Here is a 22,741-nt window from a genome sequence, read left to right as displayed (position 1 = left end):
CCCGGGGCCGTCGCCGGTGCGGGGCGGTGGGGCGTGACAGGCTGGGGGTGTGACGACGCAGACCCTCTGGATCATCCTGGTCGTGGTCGCGGTGGTCGTGCTGATCGCCCTGGTCGCCGGCTTCACGGTCCGCCGCAGGCGCCGGATCAGCCTGCGCGAGCCGGACGAGCTCGCGACCCCGGCCCCCGAGGAGAAGCCCAGGCAGGGCAACACCTACCGGGCCAGCGGAGGCTTCGACTTCTCCGCCGGCAGCGGGGCGGGGACCGGCACGCCGACGCTGCCGCCGCGCGCGGAGCCCGGGCCGGACCTCGTGCCCCCCGCGCGGGAGAAGGAGCCCGAGCCGGGCCGCCGGGGTGGGACCGCCGCGGCCGCCGGGGGGGCGGCGGTCGCCGGTGCGGCTGCCGCGGCGTCCGCGGCGCCGGCGCCGGAGAGGGCACCCGAGAAGGAGGCGCCGGAGCGCCCCGCGCCCGGGGACGAGGCGACCGCACCGGCGGCGCCGACCGCGCCCGGGGAGGCGGCTGCGCCGGCGGCGCCGACCGCGCGCGAGGAGGTGCAGGAGGGGGCGCCGGGGACCGGCACGACCGAGCGGGCCGCTCGCACCGCACCCACCGCACCCACCGACGGCGCCGGGCCCGCGGCTCCGCCCGCGGACCTGCCGGCGCCGTCGGGCGCGACCCCGATCGCGCGGCCCGCCGACACCGCGCCGCCGACCGGGGCTCCCGAGGCGCCCGCGGCCCCCGAACGCGCGCCCGGCGACGAGCTCACCGGAACCGCGGACGATGTCCGCACACCGCCCCGCGGGCTCCCCACGGGCGGCACCGCGACGGAGGCGCGCACCCCGCCCGAGGGCATCCCCGCCGTCCTCCCGCCGGAGACCGCCACCCCGCCCGGGGGCATCCCGGCCGCCTCGGCGGCCGCACCCACCGCGCCGGCACCCGCGGCCCCCGAGGCCCCGGCGCCGGCCCCCCGGGCCCCGGCACCCGAAGCCCCTGCGCCCGAGGCCCCTGCGCCCGAGGCCCCTGCGCCCGAGGCCCCTGCGCCCGAGGCCCCGCCTGCAGGGCGTCCGGCCACCGAGATCCCGGCCCCCGAGGCCCCGGCCGCTGCCGCCCCGTCCGTCGCTCCGTCACCCACCGAGGCCCCGCCCACCGAGGCCCCGCCCACCGAGGCCCCGCCCACCGAGGCCCCGCCGACCGAAGCTCCGGCGGCGCCGTCCACGGCCACCGCACCCACGGTCCCGGCCGCCACCGCGCCGCCCGCCCCCACCGAGGAGATCGCCCCCGCGGAGGGCCGCCTCGAGCGGCTGCGCGGCAACCTCTCCCGTTCCCGCTCCGCGTTCGGCCAGGGTCTGCTCGGCCTGCTCGGCGGCGGCGAGCTCGACGAGGAGTCGTGGGAGGACGTCGAGGCCACCCTGCTGCAGGCCGACCTGGGCCCGGAGATGACCGCCGAGCTCGTCGAGACGCTGCGCACCGAGCTGGCCCGCCGCGCCGTCCGCACCCCGGACCAGGCCCGGCAGCTGCTCCGGGAGGTCCTCACCGAGGCGCTCGAGACCGAGGCCGCCCGCTCGATCCGAGCCCTGCCGCACGACGGTCGTCCGGGCGTGCTGCTCGTCGTCGGCGTCAACGGCACGGGCAAGACGACCACCACCGGCAAGCTGGCACGGGTCCTGGTCGCGAGCGGCCGGCACGTGGTCCTGGGGGCAGCCGACACCTTCCGCGCCGCTGCGGCCGAGCAGCTCGCGACGTGGGGCGAGCGGGCCGGGGCCGCCGTGGTGCGGGGGCCGGAGGGGGCCGACCCGGCCGCCGTCGCGTTCGATGCGGTCAAGCGCGGCACCGCCGACGGCGCCGACGCGGTCATCCTCGACACCGCGGGCCGGCTGCACACCAAGACCGGTCTGATGGACGAGCTGGGCAAGGTCAAGCGGGTCGTCGAGCGGCAGGCCGAGGTCGACGAGGTGATCCTCGTCCTCGACGCCACGACCGGCCAGAACGGGCTGATCCAGGCCCGCGTGTTCGGCGAGGTCGTGAAGGTCACCGGCATCGCGCTGACGAAGCTCGACGGCACGGCGAAGGGCGGCATCGTCTTCCGCGTGCAGCGCGAGCTCGGCGTCCCGGTGAAACTCGTGGGCCTCGGCGAAGGCCCGGACGACCTGGCCCCGTTCGAGCCCAAGGCGTTCGTCGACGCCCTCCTGGGCTGAGGAGAGCCGTCCCCGCCCCGCGCCGGGGGGATCACCCGCGGTGATCTCCCCGGCGTGAAGGGCACGAAACGGTCACGGTTCTCGTCACGCTGTGCGCACGAACCGGTACTGCCGGAATGGGAAACCTGGATGTAACCCGAGGTGGAGTCAGGTTCATCCCCCGGAAACATAGGGCGATCTTCCCGGAAACATCCCGCTCCGATTATTCCGGCACCTGCCGCACGAGGGTGCGGACACGAACGGGAGGGAGATCCGTGGACGCGTTCAACAGCGGCGATACCGCGTGGATGCTCGCCAGTACCGCGCTGGTGCTGTTCATGACGCCTGGGCTCGCGCTCTTCTACGGCGGCATGGTCCGCAGCAAGAGCGTCCTCAACATGATGATGATGAGCCTGTCCTCGATGGGCCTCGTCGGCGTCCTGTGGGTGCTCTACGGCTACTCGATGGCGTTCGGCAACGACGTCGGCGGTGGGCTGCTCGGCAACCCGACGGAGGCGTGGGGGCTCAAGGGCCTGTTCGTGGGGACGTACTCCGCGGACGTCGCCGAGTCCTCCTACGTGCTCTCCGGGTCGATCCCGGCGCTCGTGTTCGTCGGCTTCCAGGCCACGTTCGCGATCATCACCGTCGCCCTGATCTCGGGTGCGGTGGCCGACCGCATGAAGTTCGGCGCCTGGCTGCTCTTCGCCGGCATCTGGGCCACGGTCGTGTACTTCCCGGTCGCCCACTGGGTCTTCGCGTTCGACTCGAGCGACGGCTCGGTCCTGGGTGGCTGGATCGCCAACTCGCTGGCCGCGATCGACTTCGCCGGTGGCACCGCGGTCCACATCAACGCCGGTATCGCGGCGCTGGCGCTGGCGATCGTGCTCGGCAAGCGCCGCGGCTGGCCGCGTGAGCCCATGCGCCCGCACAACCTGACGCTGGTCATGCTCGGCGCCGGCATCCTCTGGTTCGGCTGGTTCGGGTTCAACGCCGGTTCGGCCCTCGGCGCCAACGGCACCGCCGCCTTCGCGATGCTCAACACCATCGTCGCCACCTGTGCCGCGATGCTCGCCTGGCTGCTCGTGGAGCGGATCCGGGACGGCAAGGCCACCACCCTCGGCGCCGCATCCGGTGTCGTCGCCGGTCTGGTCGCGATCACCCCGTCCTGCTCCTCGGTCTCGCCGCTGGGCGCGATCGCGCTGGGCGCCATCGCCTCGGCCCTGTGCGCCCTGGCCGTCGGCCTGAAGTTCCGCTTCGGCTACGACGACTCGCTCGACGTGGTGGGCGTCCACCTCGTCGGTGGTCTGGCCGGCACCATCCTCGTCGGCTTCTTCGCCGACCCGGGCTCCCCGGCCGCGGTCGCGGGCCTGTTCTACGGGGGCGGGTTCGACCAGCTGTGGCGCCAGATCGTCGGTGCGTTCGCGGTGCTCCTCTACTCGGGCATCCTGACCTTCGTCATCGCGCTGATCGTCAAGGCCGTCTTCGGCGGCAGGATCCGCGTCAGCGAGGAGGACGAGGCGACCGGCATCGACGAGACCGAGCACGCCGAGACCGCCTACGACTTCTCCAGCCACCGCGGCCTGGCCGGGGTCGCGGGCACCCCGCGCCCGGACGCCGCCACCCCGCAGGCGGCCGCGCACGTCGCCGCCGGCAAGGAGAGCTGAACCGTGAAGCTGATCACCGCCATCGTCAAGCCGTTCGTGCTGGAGGACGTCAAGGGCGCCCTCGAGCAGATCGGGGTTCTCGGGATGACCGTCTCCGAGGTCCAGGGCTACGGCCGGCAGAAGGGCCACACCGAGGTCTACCGGGGTGCGGAGTACTCCGTGGACTTCGTGCCGAAGGTCCGGGTGGAGGTCGTCGCCGACGACGCCCTCGCGGACAAGGTGGTCGACGCGGTCGTCGAGGCCGCGCGCACCGGCAAGATCGGCGACGGCAAGGTCTGGGTCGCCCCGGTCGACACCGTGGTCCGCGTCCGCACCGGCGAGCGCGGGACCGACGCGATCTGACGGACCGCTCGACGGCACCCGCCCGAGGTCGCCGGGGCCCGTCGTGCCACTCGGCACGGCGGGCCTCCGGCGTCTCGTGCGGGCGCCGGATTCCTCCCGTTCGTCCCGTCGTGCGGGCCGGCGGGTGCGGCGGCCGACCCACCACCGATCGGAGAACCGTGATGATGCTCGTGACGGCGATCGTCAAACCCTTCGCGCTCGACGACGTCCGCGCCGGCCTCGAGCGGCTGGACGTGGCGGGGATGACCGTCAGCGAGGTGACCGGCTACGGCCGCCAGCGGGGGCACACCGAGGTCTACCGCGGCGCCGACTACCAGATGGACTTCGTGCCCAAGGTGCGGATCGAGATCGTCGTCGACGACACCGTCGTCGACAAGACCGTCGACACGGTCGTGCAGGCCGCGCGCACGGGGAAGATCGGTGACGGGAAGGTGTGGGTCGTGCCCCTCGAGACCGTGGTGCGGGTCCGCACCGGGGAGCGGGGCCCGGACGCGCTGTGAGGCTCGGGGCGGTGCCGCCGGCGGCGGCACCTGGGTCGGGGAGGCCCCGGTCGGGACGGTCTCGGTCGGGGTGGAGCGGAGCCGGCCGCGAGCCGGTGGACACGAGGGCGAGTCGGTGACGGCAGTGGGATCAGGTCCGGGGTCAGGTCCGGATTCGGGCGCGCGACCGGCGCCGGGATCGGGGGCGGGACCGACGTCCGGGTCGGCGGGGGACCTCGTCCGGGCGAAGGCGGTGCTGCTGGACCGCCAGGGCGGACGGCGGCGGCTCGCCCCGGACGCGCTGCGGACGGCGCTGGTCGACCTGCACGACTTCTGGCTGTCGTCGCGGTGCGCCGCGATCGGCCTCACGGACCGGGCGGCGCTGGTCGCGGTGGGGGCGCTGGGGCGGCGCGAGCTGGCCCCGTACTCCGACCTGGACCTCGTCCTGCTGCACGACGGCCGCAAGGACGTCGACCGGCTCGCCGAGCAGCTGTGGTACCCGCTGTGGGACGCCGGCATCGGGCTGGACCACTCGGTCCGCACCCCGGGCCAGGCCGTCCAGGTCGCCGCGACCGACCTGCGAGCCGCCTACGGGCTGCTCGAGCTGCGGCACATCGCGGGCGACCCGGCCCTGTCGGACAAGGTGAAGCAGGCCGTCCGGCAGGCGTGGCGGGCCGGCATGCGCCACCGCTTCGACGAGATCGCCGGCTCCGCCCGGGACCGCTGGGCCAAGGTGGGCGACGTCGCGCACCGGATCGAACCCGACCTCAAGTCCGGGCACGGCGGCCTGCGGGACGTGCAGCTCCTGGACCACCTCGCCGCCGCGCAGCTGGTCGACCGGCCCGCCGGCGAGGTCACCGAGGCCCGCATGCTGCTGCTCGACGTCCGCACCGAGCTGCACCGCACCGCCGGTCGCGCCCGGGACGTGCTGCGCGCCCAGGACGCGGACGAGATCGCCTCGACCCTCGAGCTCGGTGACCGCTTCGACCTGGCCCGGTCGATTTCGGGGGCGGCCCGCGCGGTCGCCTTCGCCGCTGAGGTCGGCCTGCGGTCGGCGAAGGCCGCGCTCCCGCGCCGCGGACTGTCCGCGTTGCGTCGCGCGCCGGTGCGGCGGCCGCTGGACTCCGGCGTCGTCGAGCACGCCGGGGAGGTCACCCTCGCCCGCGACGCCGCCGCCGGGCGCGACCCCGCCCTGGTGCTGCGGGTCGCCGCCACCGCTGCGCGCACCGGCCTGCCCGTCGCCGCCGGCACCCTGCACCGGCTCGCCGAGACCGCGCCCGAGCTGCGCGAGCCCTGGCCCCGGGCCGCCCTCGGCGAGCTGCTGTCCCTGCTCGGCACGGGCGAGGGCATGGTCGACGTGATCGAGTCGCTCGACCGGACCGGGCTGTGGGGGCGGTTGTTCCCGGAGTGGGGCGCGGTGCGCGACCTGCCGCCACGGGACCGGGCGCACGTGTGGACCGTGGACCGGCACCTCGTGGAGACCTGCGCGCAGGCCGCGCGGCTGACCACCCGCGTCTCGCGTCCGGACCTGCTGCTGGTCGGCGCCCTGCTGCACGACATCGGCAAGGGCCGCGGCGGCGACCATTCCGAGGTGGGGGAGTCGCTCGCGCTGCAGATCGGCCGGCGGCTCGGCTTCGGCGAGCACGACGTCGGGACGCTCGGCGCGATGGTCCGCCACCACCTGCTCCTGCCACACACCGCCACCCGCCGCGACCTGGACGACGCGGCCACGCTCGACCGGATCGTCGAGACCCTCGACGGGAACCCGCTGCTGCTCGACCTGCTCGACGCCCTGGCCGAGGCGGACTCGCTGGCCACCGGGCCCGGGGTGTGGAGCCCCTGGAAGCGGGCACTCGTCCGGGACCTCGCCGGCCGGGTCCGGGCGCTGATGACCGGCGAGCCGCTGCCGGGCCCGGTCCCGATCGCGGACACCGCCGCGCAGGTCGCGGCCGAGGTCGTCACGGGGGTGGAGAAGGAGGGCAGGCCGCAGCTGCGGCTGATCTCCGAGCACGACCTCGCGACCGTCGTGATCGGGACGCCGGACCGGCCGGGTGCGCTGTCCGCCGCGGCCGGCGTCCTCGCGCTGCACTCGCTCGAGGTGCACGCGGCCACGGTCACGACCGAGGGCGAGGTCACGGTGTCGAGCTTCGCCGTGTCGCCGCGCTTCGGCGGGCTGCCCGACCCGGCGGTCGTGCGGCTCGACCTCGGCCGGGTCCTCGACGGCACCCTCGGGCTGTCCGACGCGTTGGCGCGCAAGGAACGCGACTACGCGCCGACCACCGAGGTGGTCGAGCGGACCGCCCCGCCGCGCGTGCTGTGGTTCGACGACGAGGCGACCGGCGCCGTCGTCGTCGAGCTGCGGGGGCAGGACCGGATCGGGCTGTTGCACCGGGTCGCCGCGGCGCTGGAGGACTCGGGGCTCGACATCCGGTGGGCGCGCGTGGCGACCCTCGGCGCGTCGGTCGTCGACTCCTTCGGGGTGGCCGGCCCCGGTCCCGACGGGCAGGTGCCCCGGACCGACCGGCGCCGGATCGAGCAGGCGGTGCTCGCCGCCGCGGCGAGGCCCCGCGCCACCTCGGCGACGCGGTGAACGGGCGACCGGGCAGGATCCGGGCATGAAACTGGTGACGGGGATCGTCAAGCCGTTCGCGCTCGGCGAGGTCAAGGAGGCGCTGGAGAAGCTGGGTGTCCTCGGGATGACGGTGACCGAGGTGCAGGGTTTCGGCCGGCAGAAGGGGCACACCGAGGTCTACCGGGGCGCGGAGTACAGCGTCGACTTCGTGCCGAAGATCCGGGTCGAGGTCGTGGTCGACGACGCGGTCGCCGAGCGGGTCGTCGACGCCCTCATCGGCGCCGCCCGCACCGGCAAGATCGGCGACGGCAAGGTGTGGGTCACCCCGGTCGAGACCGTCGTCCGGGTCCGCACGGGCGAACGCGGCACCGACGCGCTGTAGCCCGGCCGCGCGGGCAGCGGTGGACGGCGGACAGGGCGGGGTGGCCGGCCGGGGGCTGTGGACTCCCGCGAGTCGCGCTGTGGGTTCCCGCGAGTCGTGCTGTGGGCTTCCGCGAGTCGTGCTGTGGGCTTCCGCGAGTCGCGCTGTGGGTTCCCGCGAGTCGTGCTGTGGGTTCCCGCGAGTCGTGCTGTGGGCTTCCGCGAGTCGCGTTGTGGGCTTCCGCGAGTCGCGTTGTGGGCTTCCGCGTGTCGGGGAGTTGTTGACAGCGCAGTCGTGGCCTTCGGCTGTGGCGCGGCTGTGAGGAACCGGGTGGCCGGAACGAACGGGCGGAACCGGACGTTGGGTGCCCATGACCCTCGCGACCGCGCCCGGCGACACCCCGCCCCGCCCGTTGCCCCTCCCGCTCGGGCCCGAGCTCACCGCCGGAGGCGCCGCGGCGTCGGTGCGGCTGTCGGTGCCGGGTCGCGCGCTGGTGCTGGTCGCCGGAGTGCCGGGCGCCGGCAAGAGCACGCTGCTGCGTCGCATGCCGGAGCTGCCGGGGCTGCGCGTGCTCGACTCCGAGACCCAGCGCGACCTCGTGGCTCGTGTCCTGCCCGGCATCCCCTACGCGCGCATCCGGCCGCTGGTCCACCTCCTGCACCGGCTCGCCGCAGTGGTGACGGCGATCGGCTCGGCGCGCGTCGTCGTCGTGCACCTGCCGGCGACCTCGCCCGGGCTGCGGCGCACGGTCCGGGGCCTGGCCCGGCTGACCCGCCGCTCGGCCTACCTCGTGTGGATCGACGCGGCGCCCGCGGAGGCGCTGCGCGGACAGGCCGATCGCGGCCGGTTGATCGAGAGCGGATCCTTCGCCCGGCACGTGAGCAGGGCGAATGGCGTCGCCGCCCGGATCTCCGCCGGGACGCTGGGCGAGCGCTGGACACGCGCGATCGCCCTCGACCGACCCACCGCCGCCCGGGGCCTCGCGGTCACCCTCTGATCGGGGCGCTACCCCCATCCGCCGCGAGGCCGGAGCTCGCGACGAGCGGGAGTTCAAGGCGCGACTCGCGGGAGCCCAGGGCGCGACTCGCGGAAGCCCAGGGCGCGACTCGCGGGAGCTGAGGGCGCGACTCGCGGGAGCTGAGGGCGCGACTCGCGGGAGCTGAGGGCGCGCCTCGCGGGAGCCCACGGCGCGACTCGCGGGAGCCCACGGCGCGACTCGCGGGAGCCCACAGCGCGACTCGCGGGGGCTCGGGGCTCGGGGCGCGGTTCGCGAGAGGTCTGGACGCGGATGGGGGTGCGGCGACCGTGGGGCGGGGCGGGAGCAGGGGTCTGCGTCGCCACACCGCGGCCACGTAGACTCGACGGGGTGTTCGACACCCTGAGCGACCGCCTCTCCGGTGCGCTGCGCGACCTGCGCGGCAAGGGCCGGCTGTCCGACGCCGACATCGACAGCACGGCGCGCGAGATCCGCATCGCGCTGCTCGAGGCCGACGTCGCGCTGCCGGTGGTGCGCTCCTTCATCGCCCGGATCAAGGAACGGGCGAAGGGCGTCGAGGTGTCGCAGGCGCTGAACCCGGCGCAACAGGTCGTCAAGATCGTCAACGAGGAACTCATCGCGATCCTCGGCGGCGAGACCCGCCGGATCGCGCTGGCCAAGGAGCCGCCGAGCGTCGTCATGCTCGCCGGTCTCCAGGGCTCCGGTAAGACGACCCTGGCCGGCAAGCTCGCGCGCCACCTCAAGAACCAGGGCCACACGCCGCTGCTGGTCGCCTGTGACCTCCAGCGGCCGAACGCCGTGAACCAGCTCCAGATCGTCGGCGAGCGCGCCGGGGTGCCGACCTTCGCCCCCGAGCCGGGCAACGGCGTCGGCGACCCGGTCGACGTCGCGCGGCGCGGCATCGCGTTCGCGCGGGAGAAGCAGTACGACATCGTCATCGTCGACACCGCGGGACGCCTGGGCGTCGACACCGAGCTGATGCAGCAGGCCAGCGACATCAAGGCCGCCGTGCAGCCGGACGAGACGCTGTTCGTGGTCGACGCGATGATCGGTCAGGACGCGGTGTCCACGGCCGAGGCGTTCCGGGACGGTGTCGGCTTCTCCGGTGTCGTGCTCACCAAGCTCGACGGCGACGCCCGCGGTGGTGCCGCGCTCAGCGTCCGCGAGGTCACCGGCCAGCCGATCCTCTACGCGTCGAACGGCGAGAAGCTCGAGGACTTCGACGTCTTCCACCCGGACCGGATGGCCAGCCGGATCCTGGGCATGGGCGACCTGCTCACCCTCATCGAGCAGGCCGAGCGGGTCTTCGACGAGGAGCAGTCGCAGAAGGCCGCGCAGAAGATCTCCACGGGTGAGCTCACCCTGGAGGACTTCCTCGAGCAGATGCTCGCCATCCGCAAGATGGGGCCGATCGGCAACATCCTGAACATGCTTCCCGGCGCCAACTCGGGCCAGATGAAGGAGGCGCTGGCTCAGGTCGACGACCGGCAGCTGGACAAGCTGCAGGCCATCATCCGCGGCATGACGCCGGCCGAGCGGGCCGACCCGAAGATCATCAACGGGTCGCGGCGGTTGCGCATCGCGAACGGCTCGGGCGTCACCGTCTCGGACGTGAACGACCTGGTCAACCGCTTCTTCGAGGCCCGTAAGCAGATGAAGATGATGGCGGGCCAGTTCGGCTTCGGCGGCGGCCGCTCGGCCACCCGCAAGCAGGCGAAGAACAAGCGCAAGGCCAAGCAGGCGAAGAAGAACAACCGCCCGAACAGGCAGTCCGGCCAGAACGTCGGGGCGAACCCGTTCGGCGCCGACCCCTCGCAGCTGCCGCCGGGCCTGCAGCAGCTGCCGCCCGGCCTCGACCAGCTCCCGCCCGGTTTCGACCCGTCGAAGCTGAACTTCGGGAACAAGAAGGGCAAGTAGTGCTGCACCTGCGCGGCACCGTCCTCCCGGACGGTCGCACCGACCTGTACGTCGACGACGCCGGCCGGGTCAGCGCGGAGCCGGCCGCGGGCGCGGAGGTGGTCGACGCGCCGTTCATCCTGCCCGGCCTCGTCGATGCGCACTGCCACGTCGGGATCGCGGCGGGTGGCGCGCCCGCCGATCTGGCGGAGTGCGAGGAGCAGGCGATCACGGAGCGCGGCGCGGGCGCGCTGCTGCTGCGGGACTGCGGCTCGCCCACGGACACCAGGCCCTTGCGCGCTCGCGTGGACCTCCCGGAGATCATCCGCGCCGCCCGCCACCTCGCGCGCCCCAAGCGCTACATCCCCGGCCTGTCGATCGACCTCGACGACCCGGCCCTGCTGCCCGAGGCGGTGGCCGAACAGGCCGCCGCGGGCGACGGCTGGGTCAAGCTCGTCGGGGACTGGATCGACCGGGGCAGGGGTGCGGACGCCGACCTCGCGCCGCTCTGGCCGGACGAGGTGCTGAAGGCCGCGATCGACGCCGCCCACGCCGCGGGCGCCCGCGTCACCGCCCACGTGTTCGGCACCGAGGCCCTCCACGGGCTGATCGGCGCCGGGATCGACTGCATCGAGCACGGCACCGGGCTCACCGACGAGCTGATCGTCGAGATGGCGGCCCGCGGTACCGCGCTGGTCCCGACGCTGATCAACGTCGACACCTTCCCCGGGATCGCCGACAAGGCCGGCAAGTACCCGGCCTACGCCGAGCACATGCGCCAGCTGCACCGCACCGCCCGGGACACCGTCGGGCGGGCGATCGAGGCCGGCGTCCCGGTCTTCGCCGGTACCGACGCCGGCGGAGGCATCCGGCACGGCCGGATCGCCGACGAGGTGGAGGCGCTGCGCCAGGCGGGCCACCCCGACCCCGTCGGTGCCGCCTCCTGGACCGCGCGGAGCTGGCTGGGCCGCCCCGGGCTCGAGCCCGGGGCGCCGGCGGACCTGGTCGTGTACCGGGAGGACCCGCGGCGGGATCCGGCGGTCCTGCGCGAGCCGGAGCTGGTGCTGCTGCGCGGCAGGCGGTACTGAGGGTCCGCACGCCGGCTCGGGCCCGCTGCGCCGGCCCGACGCCTGCAGCCGCCCCTGCTCGCCGCCCGCGACCGCCCGACGGAGGCGCTGCCACCCCGGCATCTCGTCCCCACCGCCGGACACGGCCCGTGCACGGGCACGCCGTCCCGCCGCGCGCCGGGTAGCGTCGTGATCGTGGGCCAGCCCGACTCGACCCCGGACCCGACGTCCGTACCGCCGCCGCCCGGCCCGTCCCCCTACGCGACGCCGCCGTCCCCCGCGCCGTACCCGCCGTCGGAGGTCCCCCCGGTCGGCCCGGCCACGGGCGCGCCGGAGCCGGCCCCCGGCACCCCGGCTCCGCACCGCTGGGGGATCGGGGCGTACGTGCTGGTGGAGATCCTGTTCCTCGGCTCGTCGTTCCTCATCGCCGCGCTGCTGGCCGGGCCCGACGGGCCGTCGGTCGTCGCGGTGGTCCTCGGGCTGTCCGTGCCGACCCTGCTGGCCGCCGGGACCGCGGTGTTGATCACCCGGGCACGCGGGAACGGCCCGCGGATCGACCTGGGCCTGCGGTGGAGCGCCCGGGACGTCGCCACCGGCCTCCTCTGGGGCCTCGGCGGCCTCGTCGTGAGCGTCCCGGCGTCGCTGGTCTACGTGCAGATCGTCGGGGCGGACAACGCGACCACGGCCGTCGGGCAGGCGTTCGACGGCATCCGGGTGGGCTGGCCCGTCGCGCTCGGGGTGTTCGTGCTGGTCGCGTTCGTGGCACCGGTGTGCGAGGAGATCGTCTACCGCGGGCTGCTCTGGGGCGCGGTCACCAAGCACGGCGCGAACCGGTGGGTGGCCTTCGCCATCACCACCCTGTTGTTCGCGATGGCGCACTTCGAGCTGACCCGGACGCCGTTGCTGCTGGTCGTGGCCCTGCCGATCGGGCTGGCCCGGGTCTTCACCGGCCGGCTGCCGGCGAGCATCGTCGCCCACCAGGTCAACAACCTGCTCCCGGCGCTGGCACTGGCGCTCGCGCTGACCGGAGGGGTGCCCGCGGCACTGTAGGCGTCTGGCAGAATGGCGTGTCAGGTCCGTGGCCGGCCCTCTACCGATGCCGCGGCCGGGAGCAGTCGAGTGAGCGAGCCGTACCCCCACGCGGTCCTGCGCTGACTCACGAGCAGCACACACGATCCGCGAGGAGCACCGAGAAGCGTGGCCGTCAAGATCAAGCTGATGCGTCTGGGCAAGATCCGCCAGCCGTACTACCGCGTCGTCGTCGCCGACTCCCGCACCCGCCGCAGCGGGCGCGCCATCGAGACGATCGGCAAGTACCACCCGAAGAGCGAGCCGAGCCTGATCGAGATCGACTCGGAGCGCGCGCAGTACTGGCTGGGTGTCGGCGCTCAGCCGACCGAGCCGGTGCAGCACCTGCTCGAGGTCACCGGCGACTGGCAGAAGTTCAAGGGCCTGCCGGGCGCCGAGGGCACCCTCAAGCAGCAGCCGGAGAAGGTCGACAAGCTGGCCCGGTTCAACGCCGCCCTGGCCGCCGCGGGCGAGGAGCCGACCACCGAGGCCACCACGCCGAGGAAGAAGGCCGCGAAGGCCGAGAAGTCCGACGAGGCCCCCAAGGCTGACGAGGCGGCGGAGTCGACCGAGTCGTGAGCGTGCTGGCGGACGCCCTGGAACACCTGGTCCGGGGCATCGTCGACCACCCGGACGACGTGCGGGTGGACCTGGTCACCAACCGCCGGGGCCGCACGCTCGAGGTCCGGGTGCACCCCGAGGACCTGGGCAAGGTCATCGGGCGCGGCGGGCGCACCGCCACCGCGCTGCGCACCGTGATGGGGGGCATCGGCGGACGGGGTGTGCGGGTCGATGTCGTCGACACCGACCGGTAGCAGCACCGAACTGCTCGTGGGCGTCGTCGCGAAGGCCCACGGCCTGCGCGGCGAGCTGGCGATCGACGTGCGCACGGACTCGCCCGAGGTGCGCTTCGCCGCCGGGTCCGTGCTGCGCGCCCGCCGCCGCGGCGCCCCGGACACCACGCTGACCGTCGAGAGCAGCCGTCCCCACTCCGGGCGGTTGCTCGTCCGGTTCGCGCAGGCGCCGGACCGCACGGCCGCCGAGGAGCTCCGCGGCACCCAGCTGCTGGTGCCGACGGCGGAGCTGGCACCGCCGGAGGACCCGGAGGAGTACCACGTCCACCAGCTCGAGGGGCTGAACGCCGAGCTGGTGGACGGCACCCTGATCGGGATCGTGCGCGAGGTGGTCCTCGGGCCGGGCGGGGACCTGCTGGCCGTCGCCCGCGAGGGTCGGCCGGACGCGCTCGTCCCGTTCGTGGCGGAGATCGTCCCGAGGATCGACCTCGAGGGCCGGCGCGTGGTCGTCGACCCGCCGGAGGGCCTGTTGGACCTCGACACTCCCTGACCTGCCCCTGATCCACCCGAGAGGCCCCGTCGCCGTCGCGGCGGGGCCTTCCGCACGCCGCTGTCGTCAACCAAGGTTGACGAGCGGGCGTCGTCAACGTAGGTTGACGGAATGACAGACGCGACGGCGGTGGCGGCGGCGGCGTCCAGCAAGGACCCGCACGTCGGCCTGGCGGCGGTGGCGGCGCTCCGGGCTCTGCAGGAGTCGCTCGAGGAGCTGCAGGTCGGCAACGCGCGGGCGCAGGGCTGGTCGTGGGCGCAGATCGCCGGCGTGCTGCAGGTGAGCAAGCAGGCGGTGCACAAGAAGTACCGGCGGCTCGGGTACTAGGACGCTGCCGAGGAGCCCCGGCCGCCTGCGCGGCGCGCCGCGTCGTCGGCCTCGCGAAGGCGCCCGGGTACGAGCTGCGGCCCCCGCCTCGCGCGGACGCCACCTGCCGCCGCTCGCCACGGCCGGGGCTCCTCAGCAGCGTCCTGGAGGGAGACGAAGATGTTCGAACGGTTCACGCAGGCGGCCCGCCGCGCGGTGGTCCTCGCCCAGGAGGACGCCCGCGAACGCAGGCAGGCGCAGATCCGCACCGAGAACCTGCTCCTCGGCCTGTACGACGCGCCCGCGACGCCGGAGTCGACGGCCGCGGCGCTGCTGCGCCGGGCCGGCGTGGAACGGGCCGACGTCGCGGCGGAGATCACGCGGCTCCCCCGCCCGGCGGAGACGCTCGACGCGGAGAAGCTGGCCCTGCTCGGCATCGACCTCGACGAGGTGCGCCGGCAGGCGGAGGAGACGTTCGGACCGGGTGCGCTCGACCGCACGCGGGCCGGCAAGCAGCGTCGGATGTTCGGGCACATCCCGTTCGACGCCGCCTCGAAGAAGGCGCTGGAGCTCTCGCTGCGCGAGGCGTTGCGGCTGAAGCAGAAGGAGATCCGCAGCGAGCACGTCCTGCTCGGCCTGCTGCACGCCGACGGCGGGGCGCGGGATCTGCTGGCGGCCCGCGGCGTCACGCTCGACGGCATGCGTACGGCGGTCGAGGAGCTCGGTCGCGGCGAGGCCAGCGGCTGATCACCGCCGCGTCGTCGCGAGGGCGAGGCCCACTGCCTACACAGCGGGGGGGACGGTCGGGCCGGGGGCACCCGCCGCGCTCCCGACGGGCGCGTGCCCCGGGGCGAGCAGTCACCGGCGACCGCCGCCGGACCACGGTGACCACGGACCGGTGGGCGCCTCCGTGGCCCGCCTTTGGCAGGATCCGCCCGGTGCGGATCGACGTCGTCACCATCTTCCCGGGCTACCTCGCCCCACTGCGCGAGGCGCTGCCGGGCCGGGCGGTCGAGAAGGGTCTGATGGACGTCCGCGTGCACGACCTGCGGCACTGGACGCACGACGTCCACCAGGCCGTCGACGACGCCCCGTACGGCGGCGGGCCGGGCATGGTGATGAAGCCCCAGGTCTGGGGCGAGGCGCTCGACGAGGTCCTCGGTGACGTGCCGGCGCGGCTGGTGGTGCCGACCCCGGCCGGGCGGCCCTTCACCCAGGCGACGGCCCGGGCCTGGGCGGGGGAGGAGCGGCTGGTCTTCGCCTGTGGCCGCTACGAGGGGATCGACCAGCGCGTGGTCGACCACTACGCGGCCCGGATGCCCGTCGACGAGGTCAGCATCGGCGACTACGTGCTGGTCGGCGGCGAGGTGGCGGTGCTGGTCATGGTCGAGGCCGTCGCCCGGCTCCTGCCCGGCGTGCTCGGCAACCCCCGGTCGGCGGCCGAGGACTCCTTCTCCGACGGCCTGCTCGAAGGTCCCGCCTACACCCGGCCGGAGGTGTGGCGGGACCTACCGGTCCCGGCCGTGCTGCGCAGCGGCAACCACGCCGCCGTCGACCGCTGGCGGCGGGACCGCGCGCTCGAGCGGACGGCCGAGCGGCGGCCGGACCTGCTCGCCGCGCTGCCCGAGGGGGCCCTGGACGTGGCCGACCGTGCCGTGCTCGATACCGTGGGGCGAGCGGAGCGGGGCTGAGCGGCCCCACCGGTGTCACCCGCTCGGAACCCGTCTGGCACTATGGACGGGTTGCCACGGGCCGACGCACGTGTGTCGGCGCCTCCCATCGGGGACTGGTGCCCCTGCCCGAGCCCCGGCACGCACGCTTGCACGACGAACACTGGACGAGGACGGACCCCGCGATGAACACCCTGGACGACCTGGACGCACAGGTCCTGCGCTCCGACATCCCCAGCTTCCGGCCGGGTGACACGCTCAAGGTGCACGTGAAGGTCATCGAGGGCAACCGCTCCCGGGTCCAGGTGTTCCAGGGCGTCGTCATCCGTCGCCAGGGCGCCGGCGCCCGCGAGACCTTCACGGTCCGCAAGGTGTCGTTCGGCGTGGGCGTGGAGCGCACCTTCCCGGTGCACACCCCGAACATCGAGAAGATCGAGGTCGCGACGCGGGGTGACGTGCGTCGCGCCAAGCTCTACTACCTCCGTGACCTGCGCGGCAAGGCCGCCAAGATCAAGGAGAAGCGCGAGACCCCGACCGCGTCCTGAGCCCGTCACCCCTTCGAGACGCGGCCCTGACGTAGCCTCACCACGTGGCGTCACCCGAGCTCCCCGACGACCGCCGCGGCCCGCCGCGGCGGTACGGGCCCACGGACCCGTCCGGACCCCGGTCGGGCGGTGGTGCTCCCGTCGGTGAGGTACCCGTGGCGTCGGTGAACGGTGCCGGGCATGCCGGTCTCCCCTTCCGAGGGCCGCAGGGCGGGTTCGAGCGGCCCGCGCCGGTCAGGAACGGCCACGGCGCGCTTGAGGGCCACGCACCGGTGAACGGTCACGGTCCGGCGGACACCGGGTTCGCGACGCAGGTCGGGGGACCGCCCGGGGGCGCACCGAACGGGTACGGGCCGGCGCGGGGCAGGCCCCACTCGGGCGGCTACGCCCCACCGGACGGCCGGGTCCCGAACGGCGCCCAGGCCCGCTCCGGCGGGTTCCCGCCGCACGGAGCGGCCCCACGCAACGGCATGTCGTCGAACGAGGAGCAACCGTTCCGACCGGCCGGCCCGCCGCCCGCGCAGAGCAGTCCCGGCTTCCGCCCGGTGGGAGCGCTGCCGAACGGTGCGGGCCCCGGGCCCCGGCGCGGCTCGCCCCGCAGGCCCCTCGACGACGACGACCGCCCCACGGACGTCGTCGGCATGCCTCCCGTGCCCCCCGCCGGCGGCGGGGAGGAGGCCGAGGGCGCCGACGAGACCGCGCCGTCGGACGGGACGGTCGAGCCCCAGCGTCGGGTGGACCCGTCGGTGGCGGAGTCCGACGGCGTCCCCGGCCGGCATCGCCGCCGTGCCGGCGCCACGTCGGGTGCCCACCCCGCGTCGGACTACGTGCCCAAGCGCGCGCCCGGCGGCAAGAAGCCCCGCTCGGGGCGTCGCCGGCGCAACACCTTCTGGAAGGAGCTCCCGCTCCTCGTCGGGGTCGCGCTGGTCCTCACGATCCTCATCCAGGCCTTCCTGGCCAAGGTCTACGTGATCCCGTCGGGCTCGATGGAGACGACGCTGCACGGCTGCACCGGCTGCACCAACGACCGGGTCCTGGTCGACAAGGTGACCTACCGGTTCGGCGACCCGCAGCCCGGCGACGTCGTGGTGTTCCGCGGGCCCGACTCGTGGGTCAACACCGAGTTCACCGTCCAGGAGCCGACCAGCACGTTCGGCGAGGTCGTCCAGCAGTTCCTCTCCCTGATCGGGCTCGCCCCGCCGGACGAGAAGGACTTCGTCAAGCGGGTGATCGCCGTCGGCGGGCAGACGGTGTCCTGCTGCGACTCCCGCAACCGGGTCTTGGTCGACGACCAACCGCTCGACGAGCCCTACATCTACTACCTGCCCGAGGCGGGGCCGGCACGACAGATCCCGTTCGGCCCGATCACGGTGCCGCAGGGCGAGCTGTGGGTGATGGGCGACAGCCGCAACAACTCCTCGGACTCCCGTATCGACGGTCACGGGCCCATCCCGGTCGAGAACGTCATCGGCAAGGCCCGGATGACGGTGCTGCCGATCAGCCGGTTCGGCTTCATCGACAGCCCGAACCCGCAGCAGCCGCAGGCGACCGCCCTCGGGGCCGCCGGGGACGGCGCACCGCTCGCGCTCGGGGTGCTCGGCGTCGTGCCGTTCTGGCTGCTCCGCAGGCGATCCCTGCCGGCGGCGGAGGAGGAGTTCCTGCCCCGCCGACGTCGTACCTGAGGTGGCGGCGCCGGTCCAGCGGCCCGCTCGCCGCCCGCGGAGGAAGCGTCCCGCCGAGCTCCTGCCCCCGGAGTGGAAGCCCGGCCGGGCGACCGTGCGCGCCTCCGCCGGTACGTGGACCCTGCAGAGCACGCTGCACCGGCACGGGCTGGGCCCCGTCGCGGGCGTCGACGAGGCCGGCCGCGGCGCCTGCGCCGGGCCCCTGGTCGTCGCCGCCTGCGTGCTGCGTCCCGGAGACGCCAAGCGGTTGGCGGGGCTGACCGACTCCAAGATGCTCACCCCCTCGGTGCGCGAGGAGTTCTACTACCGCATCCTGCGCCGGGCGGAGGACTTCGCGGTCGTCGTCATCCCACCCGCCGAGGTCGACCGCCGCGGCGTGCACGTCGCCAACATCGAGGGCATGCGCCGCGCCGTCGCGGGACTGAGCCGGCCCCCGGGCTACGTCCTCACGGACGGCTTCCCGGTCCGCGGGTTCGGCCGGCCGACGCTCGCCGTGCCCAAGGGCGACCTGACGGCCGCGTGCGTGGCCGCGGCGTCGGTTCTGGCCAAGGTGACCCGGGACCGTCTCCTGGTCGAGCTCGACGAGCGTTACCCGCAGTACCGCTTCGCCGAGCACAAGGGCTACTGCACGCCGGTGCACGACGCCGCGCTCACCGAGCACGGCCCGTGCCCCGAGCACCGGTTCTCCTTCGTGAACGTCGCCACGGTGGCCCGCGTCGGCGACCGCGTGGCGTTGGTCCAGAATGGGACGGCCGACGAGGGGACCGAGGACATCGAGGACGCGGAGTCCGCCGCGGACGACGCGGTCCTGGACGACGCGGTCCTGCTCGTCGAGGACGGCGAGGACAAGGTCGCAGGGGGAGTGGGGTCGTGAGCGCCGAGGATCTCGAGAAGTACGAGACCGAGATGGAGCTCACGCTCTACAAGGAGTACCGCGACATCGTGTCGCAGTTCTCGTACGTGGTGGAGACGGAGCGCCGCTTCTACCTCGCCAACTCCGTCGATGTCGCGCCGCGCAACGCCGAGGGCGAGGTCTACTTCGAGGTCCGGATGTCCGACGCCTGGGTCTGGGACATGTACCGGCCGGCGCGGTTCGTGAAGAACGTTCGGGTGGTGACGTTCAAGGACGTCAACATCGAGGAGCTCGACAAGCCGGATCTGCGGTTGCCCGAGAGCGACCAGTTCGGCCATTAGAAGCGCCTGGTGGATCAGCGTCGACGGGCTCGGTGAGCGCGGCGGATGATCCACCAGACGCCCCTTTAGCACCCCTCCCCGACGGTTCCGGGCTGCCGGGCCGCCGGCGCCGGCGGTTGTCCACCGTCCGCGGCTCCTGTGGAGCACTTCCCGCGTTCCGCCCCGCGGGTCGGTGCGGGCGGAGATCGTGTCCGGCATGGCAGCCAAGGACGAGCTCGGCCGCCGCGGCGAGGACGTCGCGGTCGAGTACCTCGAACGCAAGGGCCTCGTCGTGCTGTCCCGGAACTGGCGGTGCCGGGAGGGCGAGATCGACGTGGTGGCCACCCAGCGGGAGCGCGACGGCACCCGGCTGGTGGTCTGCGAGATCAAGACCCGGTCGGGCACGCGCTACGGGGAGCCGGCCGAGGCGGTCACCGGGCTGAAGGCCCAGCGGATCAGGCGGGTCACCAAGGCCTGGCTCGCGGCCCACCACGTGGCCTGGTGCGAGATCCGGTTCGACGTCGTCGCGGTGCTGATGCGCCCCGGCCGGCCGGTCACCCTCGAGCACTACGAGGGAGCGTTCTGATGGGGCTCGCGCGGGGCTGGTCGGTGGCGCTGCACGGCGTCGAGGGCGTGCCCGTCGAGATCGAGGCACTGGTGGGCGGCGGGATCCCCGGCGTCCAGATCGTCGGACTCGCCGACACCGCGCTGCAGGAGTCCGTGCACCGGATGCGATCGGCGATCGTGAACTCGGGCCGGGAGTGGCCGGCGGTGCGGATCCTCCTGGCGCTCTCCCCGGCGACGCTGCGCAAGACCGGCTCCCGGTTCGACCTGGCGCTGGCGTGCTGCGTGCTCGCCGGAGCCGGGGTCGTCGACCCCCAGCGGCTGGTGGGCACCGTGCTGCTCGGCGAGCTCGCCCTCGACGGCCGGGTCCGGCCGGTCCGCGGCGTGCTGCCCAGCGTGCTCGCGGCGCGAGCGGCCGGGCTGCGCCGGGTCGTGGTGCCGGTGGCCGCGCTCGAGGAGGCCGGCCTGGTCGACGACGTCGAGGTCCTCGGGGCCGCCACGCTGGGGCAGGTGGTGGGCTGGTTCGCCGGTGAGCGCGAGTTGGACCGGCCGACCGGCCCGGTGCCGGGACCGCCCGCGGCGGTGCCGGACCTCGCGGACGTCGTGGGTCAGCCCGATGCGCGGCGCGCCCTGGAGGTCGCCGCCGCGGGCGGGCACCACCTGCTGCTGGTCGGCCCGCCCGGCACGGGCAAGACGATGCTGGCGCGCCGGATCGTCGGACTGCTGCCCGAGCTGAGCCGCGACGAGGCGCTGCAGCTGGCCTCGGTCCGCTCGGTGCTCGGCGACCGGGGCGGGGACCCGCTGAGCCGGGTCGCCCCGTTCGTCGCGCCGCACCACTCGTCGTCGATGGCCGCCCTGCTCGGCGGTGGCGCCGGGCTGGCCCGGCCCGGCGCCGTGTCGCTCGCCCACCGCGGGGTGCTGTTCCTCGACGAGTGCGCGGAGTTCCAGCCGCACGTGCTCGACGCGCTGCGCACGCCGCTCGAGGAGGGCGAGGTGCGGCTGGCCCGGGCGGACGGCAGCGTCCGCTACCCCGCGCGGTTCCAGCTGGTCCTGGCCGCGAACCCCTGCCCGTGCGCACCGGCACGGGACCGGGACTGCATCTGCACCTCGCTGGTGCGGCGGCGCTACCTCGGCCGACTGTCCGGTCCGCTGCTCGATCGCGTCGACCTGAGGGCGCGGATGGTGCCGGTCACCGAGATCGGCGGCGCCGCGACCGAGGAGGAGGACACCGCGACGGTCCGGGCGCGTGTGCTGGCCGCCCGCGCGGCCGCGGCGCGGCGCTGGTCGGCGCACGGCTGGCGCACCAACGCCGAGGTCCCGGGTCCGGCCCTGCGACGCACCTTCGGTCTGCCCCGCGCCGTGGTCCGGCCGCTGGAGGAGCGGATGCGGGCCGGCGAGCTGTCGGCGCGCGGGGCCGACCGGGCGTTGCGGGTCGCGTGGACGCTCGCCGACCTGGCGGGCGCGGCGTCGCCTGACCGGGAGGCCGTCGACAACGCGCTGTACTACCGCGAGCGGGGTGCGGCATGACCGCGGCGCGATCCGCGGTGGTCGCCGAGGAGATCGTGCGGGCGCGGGCGTACCTGCTGCGGGCCGCCGAGCCGCCGGCGCCGGCCACCAGGAAGCTGGCCGACCTGCTCGGCCCGGTCGGGGCGGCGCAGGCCGTCCGCCGCGGCGACGTCGCCGAGGACGTCGCGGCCGAGACGTCCGCGCGGTGCGGCGCGGACCGGGTCGACGCCGACCTCGCCGCGGCCGCCGCCTGCGGAGCGCGGCTGCTCGTCCCCGAGGACCCGGACTGGCCGCAGTGGCCCTTCGCGTGCTTCGCGCTCACGGACCGGAAGGACCTCGCGCCGCCGCTCGCCCTGTGGGTGCGCGGCCCGGGCCCGCTGGCCGATCTCACGGACCGCGCGGTCGCCATGGTCGGCGCCCGTGCCGCCACCGGCTACGGCACTCACACCGCGGCCGAGCTCGCCGCCGGGTTGGCCGCGGCCGAGCAGACGGTGGTGTCCGGGGCCGCGATCGGTATCGACGGCGCCGCGCACCGCGGCGCCCTCGCCGCCGGCGGGCCCACGATCGCGGTGCTGGCGTGCGGGCTCGACCGGGCCTATCCCACGTCGCACGCCGGGCTGATCGAGCGCATCGCACGCCAGGGTCTGGTGGTGTCCGAGTACCCGCCCGGCGCGGTGCCGGCGCGCCATCGCTTCCTCGTGCGCAATCGGCTCATCGCGGCGCTGTCGGCGGGCACGGTGGTGGTCGAGGCGGCGCTGCGGAGCGGGGCACAGCGCACGGCGTCCGACGCCCGCGAGCTCGGCACCGTGCTCATGGCGGTGCCCGGCCCGGTCACCTCCGCGGCCTCGGCGGGGTGCCACGAGCTGATCCGGCAGGGCGCCCTGCTGGTCACCCGGGCCGAGGAGATCACCGAGGCGACCGGGAGGCTGGGCGTCGAGCTGGCGCAGGAGCCGGTGCGCGAGGGGCGCGACACGGACGCTCTCGACGAGGTCCAGGCGAGGGTGCACGACGCCCTGCCACCGCGCGCGGCCCGGGACATCGCGTGGCTGGCCGTCGAGGCGGGCCTGGGCCCGGACGTCGTGCGGTCGGCGCTGAACGAGCTCGAACGTCGCGGGCTCGCCGAGTTCCACGAGGGCCGGTGGCAGCGGTCCGGGAAGGGGAGGCGACAGGCGCAGGAGCGATCCGCCCGCCGGCGATGAGCACCGACGTGGTCCGGGGCCGCCGCCGGAGCTCCGGTGCTCGTCGAGCCGAGCAGCGTGCGCGGTGAACCGACCGGCCTCGGCCTGGGCAACGGCGTGGGATGTTGACCAGGGCCCGTCCCGCCCGCACCGT

Annotated in this window: 23 protein-coding genes; all 23 read left to right on the top strand. The window is 74.9% G+C overall.

Features of this window, described 5'->3' with window-relative positions; genetic code table 11:
* Nucleotides 1–49: 49 nt before the first annotated feature.
* The 23 genes from ftsY to dprA all read left to right on the top strand — a co-directional run bounded on the left by ftsY (nt 50) and on the right by dprA (nt 22,608).
* A complete protein-coding gene (gene ftsY / locus ACL02T_RS26080; protein WP_412833406.1) occupies nt 50–2,194 on the top strand; it encodes a signal recognition particle-docking protein FtsY in 2,145 nt (714 codons plus the stop codon).
* Between the two features lie 287 nt (nt 2,195–2,481).
* Nucleotides 2,482–3,837: an ammonium transporter gene (locus ACL02T_RS26075; protein WP_412833455.1), complete on the top strand. Its 1,356-nt coding sequence runs from the start codon at nt 2,482–2,484 to the stop codon at nt 3,835–3,837.
* 3 nt (nt 3,838–3,840) lie between these two features.
* A complete protein-coding gene (locus ACL02T_RS26070; RefSeq protein WP_412833405.1) occupies nt 3,841–4,179 on the top strand; it encodes a P-II family nitrogen regulator in 339 nt (112 codons plus the stop codon).
* Nucleotides 4,180–4,340: 161 nt separating this feature from the next.
* The gene (locus ACL02T_RS26065; protein WP_412833404.1) at nt 4,341–4,679 is read left to right on the top strand and encodes a P-II family nitrogen regulator; all 339 of its coding nucleotides are present in this window, start codon (nt 4,341–4,343) and stop codon (nt 4,677–4,679) included.
* A complete protein-coding gene (locus ACL02T_RS26060) occupies nt 4,600–7,248 on the top strand; it encodes a [protein-PII] uridylyltransferase (protein ID WP_503129106.1) in 2,649 nt (882 codons plus the stop codon). Before ACL02T_RS26065 ends, ACL02T_RS26060 begins: the two co-directional genes overlap by 80 nt.
* A 25-nt stretch (nt 7,249–7,273) precedes the next feature.
* A complete protein-coding gene (locus ACL02T_RS26055) occupies nt 7,274–7,612 on the top strand; it encodes a P-II family nitrogen regulator (RefSeq protein WP_412833402.1) in 339 nt (112 codons plus the stop codon).
* A gap of 349 nt (nt 7,613–7,961) precedes the next feature.
* A complete protein-coding gene (locus tag ACL02T_RS26050; protein ID WP_412833401.1) occupies nt 7,962–8,588 on the top strand; it encodes an AAA family ATPase in 627 nt (208 codons plus the stop codon).
* A gap of 369 nt (nt 8,589–8,957) precedes the next feature.
* Nucleotides 8,958–10,505 (top strand): signal recognition particle protein, encoded by a 1,548-nt coding sequence (ffh, locus tag ACL02T_RS26045; protein ID WP_412833400.1) that lies wholly within the window; start codon nt 8,958–8,960, stop codon nt 10,503–10,505.
* Entirely contained in the window at nt 10,505–11,572 is a 1,068-nt protein-coding gene (locus ACL02T_RS26040) for an amidohydrolase family protein (protein WP_503129105.1), read from the top strand. The genes ffh and ACL02T_RS26040 overlap by 1 nt, the downstream gene beginning before the upstream one ends.
* A gap of 174 nt (nt 11,573–11,746) precedes the next feature.
* Complete coding sequence (locus ACL02T_RS26035) at nt 11,747–12,601, top strand: CPBP family intramembrane glutamic endopeptidase (RefSeq protein ID WP_412833399.1); 855 nt, start codon at nt 11,747–11,749, stop codon at nt 12,599–12,601.
* Between the two features lie 147 nt (nt 12,602–12,748).
* Nucleotides 12,749–13,198, top strand: coding sequence for a 30S ribosomal protein S16 (rpsP, locus tag ACL02T_RS26030; protein WP_412833398.1), 450 nt, complete (start codon nt 12,749–12,751; stop codon nt 13,196–13,198).
* Nucleotides 13,195–13,434 (top strand): RNA-binding protein, encoded by a 240-nt coding sequence (locus ACL02T_RS26025; RefSeq protein WP_013676804.1) that lies wholly within the window; start codon nt 13,195–13,197, stop codon nt 13,432–13,434. The genes rpsP and ACL02T_RS26025 overlap by 4 nt, the downstream gene beginning before the upstream one ends.
* Nucleotides 13,412–13,963 (top strand): ribosome maturation factor RimM, encoded by a 552-nt coding sequence (rimM, locus tag ACL02T_RS26020; protein WP_412833397.1) that lies wholly within the window; start codon nt 13,412–13,414, stop codon nt 13,961–13,963. The genes ACL02T_RS26025 and rimM overlap by 23 nt, the downstream gene beginning before the upstream one ends.
* 111 nt (nt 13,964–14,074) lie before the next feature.
* The gene (locus ACL02T_RS26015) at nt 14,075–14,290 is read left to right on the top strand and encodes an Lrp/AsnC family transcriptional regulator (protein ID WP_037046931.1); all 216 of its coding nucleotides are present in this window, start codon (nt 14,075–14,077) and stop codon (nt 14,288–14,290) included.
* 159 nt (nt 14,291–14,449) lie between these two features.
* On the top strand, nt 14,450–15,016 hold the full coding sequence (locus tag ACL02T_RS26010) for a Clp protease N-terminal domain-containing protein (protein ID WP_412833396.1): 567 nt from the start codon (nt 14,450–14,452) through the stop codon (nt 15,014–15,016).
* A gap of 191 nt (nt 15,017–15,207) precedes the next feature.
* Nucleotides 15,208–15,960 carry a tRNA (guanosine(37)-N1)-methyltransferase TrmD gene (trmD, locus tag ACL02T_RS26005; RefSeq protein WP_412833395.1) on the top strand — a complete coding sequence of 251 codons (753 nt, stop codon included), beginning with the start codon at nt 15,208–15,210 and terminating at the stop codon, nt 15,958–15,960.
* Between the two features lie 164 nt (nt 15,961–16,124).
* A complete protein-coding gene (gene rplS, locus ACL02T_RS26000) occupies nt 16,125–16,484 on the top strand; it encodes a 50S ribosomal protein L19 (protein WP_412833394.1) in 360 nt (119 codons plus the stop codon).
* Nucleotides 16,485–16,756: 272 nt separating this feature from the next.
* Nucleotides 16,757–18,166 (top strand): signal peptidase I, encoded by a 1,410-nt coding sequence (gene lepB, locus ACL02T_RS25995; RefSeq protein WP_412833393.1) that lies wholly within the window; start codon nt 16,757–16,759, stop codon nt 18,164–18,166.
* A gap of 61 nt (nt 18,167–18,227) precedes the next feature.
* Nucleotides 18,228–19,040 (top strand): ribonuclease HII, encoded by an 813-nt coding sequence (locus ACL02T_RS25990; protein WP_412833453.1) that lies wholly within the window; start codon nt 18,228–18,230, stop codon nt 19,038–19,040.
* Complete coding sequence (locus ACL02T_RS25985; protein ID WP_412833392.1) at nt 19,037–19,360, top strand: DUF2469 domain-containing protein; 324 nt, start codon at nt 19,037–19,039, stop codon at nt 19,358–19,360. Before ACL02T_RS25990 ends, ACL02T_RS25985 begins: the two co-directional genes overlap by 4 nt.
* A gap of 196 nt (nt 19,361–19,556) precedes the next feature.
* Nucleotides 19,557–19,925 carry a YraN family protein gene (locus ACL02T_RS25980; RefSeq protein WP_412833391.1) on the top strand — a complete coding sequence of 123 codons (369 nt, stop codon included), beginning with the start codon at nt 19,557–19,559 and terminating at the stop codon, nt 19,923–19,925.
* Complete coding sequence (locus ACL02T_RS25975) at nt 19,925–21,430, top strand: YifB family Mg chelatase-like AAA ATPase (protein WP_412833390.1); 1,506 nt, start codon at nt 19,925–19,927, stop codon at nt 21,428–21,430. Before ACL02T_RS25980 ends, ACL02T_RS25975 begins: the two co-directional genes overlap by 1 nt.
* Nucleotides 21,427–22,608: a DNA-processing protein DprA gene (gene dprA, locus ACL02T_RS25970; RefSeq protein WP_412833389.1), complete on the top strand. Its 1,182-nt coding sequence runs from the start codon at nt 21,427–21,429 to the stop codon at nt 22,606–22,608. Before ACL02T_RS25975 ends, dprA begins: the two co-directional genes overlap by 4 nt.
* The last annotated feature ends 133 nt before the right edge of the window (nt 22,609–22,741 follow it).

This window comes from Pseudonocardia oceanicola, assembly GCF_047200735.1.
GTDB lineage: Bacteria > Actinomycetota > Actinomycetes > Mycobacteriales > Pseudonocardiaceae > Pseudonocardia.
The sequence above is the reverse complement of the archived record's forward strand: the minus strand, read 5'-3'. Positions and strand labels throughout refer to the sequence as shown.